At 63.5% G+C, this 5,903-nt stretch carries 2 protein-coding genes and 7 pseudogenes; 3 read left to right on the top strand and 6 right to left on the bottom strand.

The genetic code is table 11. The features are described from left to right. Positions 1 to 615 precede the first annotated feature (615 nt). A pseudogene (locus ACZ4NT_RS38485) lies at positions 616 to 759 on the bottom strand (IS5/IS1182 family transposase); the annotation flags it as partial. A 48-nt stretch (positions 760 to 807) separates the two neighbouring features. Beyond that, positions 808 to 1,153: pseudogene (locus ACZ4NT_RS38490) on the bottom strand (transposase); the annotation flags it as partial. A gap of 142 nt (positions 1,154 to 1,295) precedes the next feature. Between ACZ4NT_RS38490 and ACZ4NT_RS38495 the strand changes: the two are divergent. After that, positions 1,296 to 1,444, top strand: a pseudogene (locus tag ACZ4NT_RS38495) (leucine zipper domain-containing protein); the annotation flags it as partial. A gap of 23 nt (positions 1,445 to 1,467) precedes the next feature. Here ACZ4NT_RS38495 and ACZ4NT_RS38500 read toward each other — a convergent pair. Both ACZ4NT_RS38500 and ACZ4NT_RS38505 read right to left on the bottom strand, forming a co-directional pair. Further along, entirely contained in the window at positions 1,468 to 1,638 is a 171-nt protein-coding gene (locus ACZ4NT_RS38500; RefSeq protein ID WP_467730075.1) for a hypothetical protein, read from the bottom strand. 2,169 nt (positions 1,639 to 3,807) lie between these two features. Beyond that, positions 3,808 to 4,148 (bottom strand): annotated as a pseudogene (locus tag ACZ4NT_RS38505) (helix-turn-helix domain-containing protein); the annotation flags it as partial. Here ACZ4NT_RS38505 and ACZ4NT_RS38510 point away from each other — a divergent pair. Next, a pseudogene (locus ACZ4NT_RS38510) lies at positions 4,147 to 5,326 on the top strand (IS701 family transposase). The pseudogenes ACZ4NT_RS38505 and ACZ4NT_RS38510 sit on opposite strands and share 2 nt — an antisense overlap. A gap of 108 nt (positions 5,327 to 5,434) precedes the next feature. Here the strand turns inward: ACZ4NT_RS38510 and ACZ4NT_RS38515 are convergent. Beyond that, positions 5,435 to 5,566: a hypothetical protein gene (locus ACZ4NT_RS38515; protein WP_467730077.1), complete on the bottom strand. Its 132-nt coding sequence runs from the start codon at positions 5,564 to 5,566 to the stop codon at positions 5,435 to 5,437. Between the two features lie 50 nt (positions 5,567 to 5,616). Between ACZ4NT_RS38515 and ACZ4NT_RS38520 the strand changes: the two are divergent. Then, positions 5,617 to 5,828, top strand: a pseudogene (locus ACZ4NT_RS38520) (transposase); the annotation flags it as partial. Here ACZ4NT_RS38520 and ACZ4NT_RS38525 read toward each other — a convergent pair. Continuing rightward, positions 5,810 to 5,903: pseudogene (locus tag ACZ4NT_RS38525) on the bottom strand (transposase); the annotation flags it as partial. The pseudogenes ACZ4NT_RS38520 and ACZ4NT_RS38525 overlap by 19 nt on opposite strands.

Here is a 5,903-nt window from a genome sequence, read left to right on the forward strand (position 1 = left end):
GTGGTCGACCTGGAGAAGACGCCGCCAGGCGGTCGCCCGCCACTGCCATTACCGAAAACGCAGCTCAGGACACGAACCGCTGCTGGAGTACTAAGCGCTGACCATGGTCTGACCCGACGAGGCATCGTGTCAGGGCGTCTTCGCGGCTCCGGAGTCGGCGGATCCTGGGTACCATTGAGGTACCAGGCACTGCCGATATCCGTGACCATCGCACCGTATGGCTTGAGTGCCTGCGCGATCGCGCGGGCCTGGGGCGGAAGCTGAGAGATATCGACCCCCGTCTGGAGCCGCAGGCGCAGGCCCATCGGAGGCTGCCCAGGGCCGGCGGTCCCGACCTTTTGGTTGCGGAGGGCGGGCCACAGAGCGGCTGCGTTGCTCTCGGGGACGGTGATTCCAAGGGCATGGTTGCTGACACCACTGGCTGCCTCGTCGTAGCGGGCGAGTCCAGGCAGCACAGGTAGCCCCGCACCGTTAGCCAAGCCCCATCCGGCGGGGTGTAGGGCATTGGACCGAAGGTCGAAGACCGAGCCCATAGACCTTACAGTTGGCCTTGTCCAGGGCAATCACACGCCGGTCACCTGTTGCCTCGGGGCCGCCTTCGATCAGGGCCCCGTTTGCGCGGTCCGCGAGGACGATCTCCGGTCGAGTCCGGGGCCTGCCGAGTCCGCGTCGGGGGACGCGGATCCTGGCCATGACAGCCTCGAATGCCGGAGCATCACCCGCCTGACCAACGGTGACGTAGAGGGCCAACGGCCGTGCTTGGTTAACGTCCGAGTGCGTGGTCGTCGGGTTCTGACCGTCGCGCAGCCCCTTTTTCACAGCCCCAGCCGCGTGGTGATGAGCTCGGCAGATGGTGGAGTCCACCGAGACCGTCCATTCCACGTCGTCATCGGCGTCGGCGGTGGCCAGGACGGCGGCCAGGATCCGTGCCCAGGTGCCGTCGACGGCCCACCTGATGAGGCGTTTGTGGGCCGTCTGGAAGGAGCCGAGTTCCCCGGGCAGGTCCCGCCAGGGCGAACAGGTGCGGTACTTCCACGCAATGGCCTCAAAGGTGCGGCGGTGGTCGGCCCATCGCCGACCGGACCGGATGTGCCGGCATCAGCGGCTCGATCCGATCCCACATCGCATCAGTGATCACTAACCGGATGGACATGTCCGATCAACTGACCAGCCCACCATAGAGACACGCTCTGGGTGTATTGCTCACGAGCGTTGTTAACGCTGGCGGGGCTTGATCATGGCGAAGACCTCCGGTGTGGTGGAGCTGTCTAGGACTGCACCGCACGGAAGTCTTCGTGTCCCACCATAATGCCCGGCTGACCGTTCACGGCAGGCGACTGCTCGTCGAACGGGTCCGTTCGGGCCCCTCATCGCGCACGTGGCCGCCGAGATGGGAATATCGCGCATCACGGCCCATAAGTGGGTCCGCCGCTGGCGAGCCGAGTAGGCGGCGCCAGTTCGACCAGCTCAGCGCGTGGTGTCCGGGGCTGGTCCGGCTTGCGGGCACTGTGCGAGGTCGATCAGATCGGCCGGCTGCAGCGCGGAGAAGAACCGGCACGTTTCCGTGGCACCGCCGAGGTCGATCTCGAAGCCGCTGGTGGTGTGCAGTGCCCAGACGGCCGAGCTCGGGCAGGGCAAGACTGCGCCGTTGAACTCGTTACCTGATCGGCGTGCCAGTTAGATTCACCACCGTTGCGACCGCATGGCCGGGGTGGGCCCGCAAGGGGTGCGGCGGGTGAATTCGTGGAAGACGGCGGACTCCCCGGCAGCCGGTTCGCCGGGTCAGGGGCAATCCGGCGGGCGGCGTGCATCTTGGCCGCCCGCCTCGAGGGTGCGAAAAAGCGCCGACGTCGCACCTGCATCAACGCGTTATCGCTGGCCGCACGCCGGTTGATAGGCGCGCGCGACGGCGGCCGCATCCCAGACAGCTGGCGCCACTAGTACAGCCATATGCCGTACGGGCATGGTTCTTGTGGTGACCGGCGACGAAGTTTCTTCCCCGATGGTGACAGTATGGGGTGCTGTCCTGATATGGGTGGGTACCGTAAGCCCTGCTCTGCTCGTCCAGACTGACGCGCGCTACGGATGGTTATTTTGACACCGAATCAGCATTTGGGTGATGTGATCACTAGTCAATAACTGTGAATGTGAAAATGAGTATTGACTACTCGCGCGAAAGGCGTCTCGGTGGGACAAGATGGCAAGCGGTGAATGTGAATACAGGGGGCATTGTGACTGCCGATCAACTCGCCACTGCGCTAATATTCCGGTTTCTCGGAGTCCTTGCGGTATGGCTAATGATGTCAGTCTCGTATGGGTTGATGCGGGAAGTCATTAGAAGGCCGATAAGGACCTTGTCCAGGGGTGGGGCGCTGGTGATGCTATCGACGCCGACGACCTGCGGGGTACGCAACCGACGCCGCCGATCTGGAGATCGACGCGGCGGTCACCGAGGCCCTCCAGGCTGAGCGCACCGCGGTCGGTAAACTCTTATCACGCCCGACTAGGTAGAATGGCGCACCCATATTTGCCGAGTTTATGACCCGCTTACCTGCGGGGCCATGAGGTAGATTGGCTGCCAGCAAAACGACACTGGAAGTAATCCTGGCCAACAAGGCTTGTTCGGCTGGCACGATTTCCTGCCGCATGGTAAGGCGGGTCTGACCTCGCTATTTGGTGCGCGGGATGAGAGTCGGTGCCCTGATATCTGCCGTCGGCGATGGTCGGTGCGCCGCGGCAAGCTCGGTCGGTGCCGGACTTAAAACTCAAGCCCGGCAGTCGTTGGGATTCCGGGTGAGCGCCTGGGGGCCGCCGCTAAGAAAGGCGGCTTCCTTGCCCCGCACGTAGGCGCCAGTTAGCCGTTAGTCGAGGTGTGGTTCCCCTTAAAGCGAACGACTTACTCTCAACCTCCGCCCTAGCTGCAACCTGAGAAAATCTACGCTCCGGTCAATAGTAATTAAAAGTGGATTGGGAGCTTCGGCACGCACAAGCGTGAAGCTTCCATTCGAAGAGAAGGAAAGAAATGATTCACACACTCGCCGGGCGACTTGCTTCTGCAATTGTCGCCTCTTCTGCGATTGCCGTCACAACGCTGGTCGGCATTCAGCCAGCTGCGGCCGACTCCTCTTTCTCTGCTTGCAGTAGCGAGACCCCTCTGGCTGGCCTTGGGTACCACTGGGAAATGACTACGAAGAGCTGCACATCAATTGCAAATTCTTACGTTTCCGTATACTCCGTCGTTCGAAATAAGTCGTCGGATTCACTTCTGGTGAACGTCGATGTCACACTTTTGAGCAATGGTAAATTCGTAACAAAGTGTCACTATGATGTAATCCAGCCCAAGCAGGATAAGGTCTGCTCGGAGAAGGTTCTACCGGGTAATTCATCGAATTACTGGGCTACGGGTGACGTGGACGCAAAGGTGGTAAGTCCGATCGGCGTCGACTATGCAAGCGCCGTAGTGTCATCCCCTAAGGTTCATTATTAGCCCCGTTTCATTCCGGCACTAGCAAGTGCAACAACGCACGCTCGTCGCCAGGATCTGTTACACTGGACCATTTCAGGTGATCCTCATTTTCTGCCACTAGCGGGTTTTTGAACACAGTGAAGACCTCCGATGTCGGTGGGGCTGTCTAGGATCCACCGCACGGAGGTCTTCGCCTCGCCGTAATGTTCGACTGACCGTTCGCGACAGGCGCTGCTCTTGGAATGCGTCCGGACGGGCCGCTTTGTCGCTCATATGGACTCCGTGATGGGCACTGTGGGCCACACAGCCTGCAAGAGTATTCGTCGCCGGCGCCGTAAAGGCGATCCGTCCACGATCAGGACGGTGTCCTTGCTGAACCGTCTGCGGGGCTGGAGGGCGAGCGCGAGTGCGAGGCGGTCGACAATCCGATCGGCCGCGGACTTCGACACCTCGAAAACGGGGCGAGTTGGCGCAGGGGGAGGTTCGTGCGCCAGTACGCGGCCACCACAGCAGGACCCGGCCCTCCAGCGGCAGGCTCCGGCTCTTGCGGGCCAGGTCGGCACCCTCTTCCGCAGCGCGGTGGACCGATTTGCCGTTGCCGCGCTGATCGTCCCGAGCCTGGCCTAGTACTGCAACGGTCTTTGCTGTGACTGCTGGCTAGGTCGTTCGTTGGTGTGGTCATGGGTGGGGACCTTGCTGATGTCAGGTTGTGGGTGGGTGAACTGGGTGCTCTGCATGAGCGGTTCGTGCACCGGTTCAACCGTGAGGAGCCGCGGCAGTCGGCGCTGGCTTACATGCGTGGGCTGGTTGTTCCGCTGGAGCGGAAGAACGGCTGGACGCTTGCGGAAGAGGCCGGCCATGCGGGCTCCGACCGCATCCACCGGCTGCTGAACCCCCGATCGAGTGGGATGCCGAGGAGGTCCTGGACGACGTACGCGACTATGTCGTGGAACACCTCGGAGCCCGGGCGCCGTCCTGATCGTCGATGACACGGGTTCTTGAAGAAGGGCGTCCGTTCGGCCGGGGGTGCAAAGGCGGTACTCCGGCACCGCCGGCCGCACCGAGAACTGCCAGATCGGTGTGTTCCTCGCCTACGCCACCGGCCGCGGACGCACTCTGATCGACCGGCGGTTGTATCTGCCCACCTCCTGGACGGACGACCGGGACCGCTGCCGCCGGGCCGGCGTCGCCGACAGTGTCGCCTTCGAGACGAAGGTGGCCAAGGCGATGGTCCGCCGGGCCATCGCCGACAAGATCCCGTTCGGCTGGGTGACGGCGGACGCCGCCTATGGCTACAGCAAGGGCTGGCGCTTCGAGCTGGAACAAGCCGACGTCTTCCCCGTCATGGCCACCACCCGGCACGGCACCGTCGTCACCCGCTGGTCCATCGACCACCCCGTCCACGACCTGTTTCCCGGCCTGCCGCGGCAGAAGTGGAAACGCCGTTCCTGCGGCGAGGGAGCCCACGGCCGGAGAATCTACGACTGGGCTCGCGTCGAGGTGAGGCCCTGGGCACCGCGAGGACCGCCGGCACTGGGTCCTCGCCCGCGCAGCGTCAGCAGACCCGAGGAAATCTCCTACTACATCGCCTACTGCCCCGCCGGCACCACACTGGACGGGCTCATCCGCATAACGGGCAGCCGCCGGACGGTCGAGGAATGCTTCCAGACCGCGAAGCAGGAGTGCGGACTGGACCACTACCAGGTCCGCCGCTACCCCGGCTGGCACCGCCACATGACCCTGGCCATGGCCGCCCACACCTGCCCGACCGTCCTAGGGGCCCGACAGCTGGACACGGACAAAGCAGAAACGGATCCTCCCAGCTCATCCACCTCAGCCTCGCCGAGATCCGACGCCTGATCACCCGCCTCACCGACCGCCGCCCACCCCGATCGACCACATCCTGCACTGGTCAACCTGGCGCCGAGGGTCTGTCCAGTAAACGGTGTAACTAGCTTGGTTGCTGGGTCAAATGTGGTTGTTGGTGAGGCGGCCGTCGAAGGCGATGTCGAAGGCCTGCAGGGCCCGCTTCCAGCGGCTAGTCCAGCGTTTGCGGCCGGTGCCGGTCGGGTCGAGGGCCGCCGAAGGCCACCGCGACATCCTCGGCCTGTGGGCCGGCGGCGAAGGCGGGGAGGGTGCCAAGCACTGGCGAGATCCGCCGGATCATCTGCACTACCAACGCGATCGAGTCGGGAACGCGAGGATCCGCCGGGCGGTCAGGGCTCGTGGCCACTTCCCCTCCGAGAACGCGGCCTTGAAGTGCGTCTACCTGGCGGTGATGTCGCGTCGAACTGCAGGAACGGCACGAACTCCGCCCATGCGTTCTCCCACAACCGCACGATTGACTGCGAGAGCCATGTAGATGGGCCGGTTGGCGACCTGTCCCTCGCGGATCTTCACGTTGATGCAGTCGATGAAGACGACCGGGTAGACGCGG

It is taken from the genome of Streptomyces sp. NPDC026417, assembly GCF_055567695.1.

What these genes read in the sequence shown, in the direction of transcription:
- ACZ4NT_RS38515 (WP_467730077.1), bottom strand. Translation starts at nt 5,566, where the DNA reads ATGTCGCGGTGGCCTTCGGCGGCCCTCGACCCGACCGGCACCGGCCGC.